We start from the raw sequence: 679 nt of genomic DNA on the forward strand, positions 1-679 counted from the left end.
AGGTCGAACGCGGCACGGTTCATCGGGCCATCCAGCACCCAGGGCGCGCTGAGTTCGTCGATCCGCAGGCCTGCGATGAAGGTTTGCGTGCGCCAATGGCCAAAGGGCGCGTCTGCTTCGAGCCGGATCCCTCGGGCGGATCGGCCCCGAAGCCGTGTCATCTTGGTCGTGACAGCTGTTTCATCAATAAAGACCAGCCGGTGCGGCTCAAGGCGCATCCTCGGCATCCGGCGGTGCTGCCACTCGTATCTGGCGGCACGGACGCGCTTGCGCAGCCGCTCCGTCGCGATCAGGGATTTTTTTATATGTGTACCCGAGGCGATGGATCAGATGACGCGACAACATCGCCGGTGTGGCGGCGAGATCGTGTTCCTGCTTCAGCGCTTCAGCCAGTTCAGGCATCGTAATGTCTGGTTCGGCGTCCACCCGCAACTTGAGCCAGTTTGATACCCTGTCGAGCTTGCTGCGCCGAGGGCGGCCCTGAGGCGCGGTTTTCACACCACCCGTTCGCCTCTTGCGCTGCATGATCCGAACCGCGCTCGCCGCCGAAATCCTGAGCCTACGCGCCGCCTCATGGCAGGAGAGCCCCTCATCAACCAGAGCGACGACACGCTCCCGAATATCCAGTGATAGCGATTTGCCCATGTTCCACCTCCAAATATAGTGAATCACAAAATCC

Annotated in this window: 1 pseudogene; it reads right to left on the reverse strand. The window is 61.3% G+C overall.

The window, feature by feature from the left end:
• A pseudogene (locus ACW9UQ_RS18690) lies at nt 1-645 on the reverse strand (IS630 family transposase); the annotation flags it as partial.
• Nucleotides 646-679: the final 34 nt, after the last annotated feature.

The sequence above is a fragment of the Halovulum sp. GXIMD14793 genome (assembly GCF_054457435.1).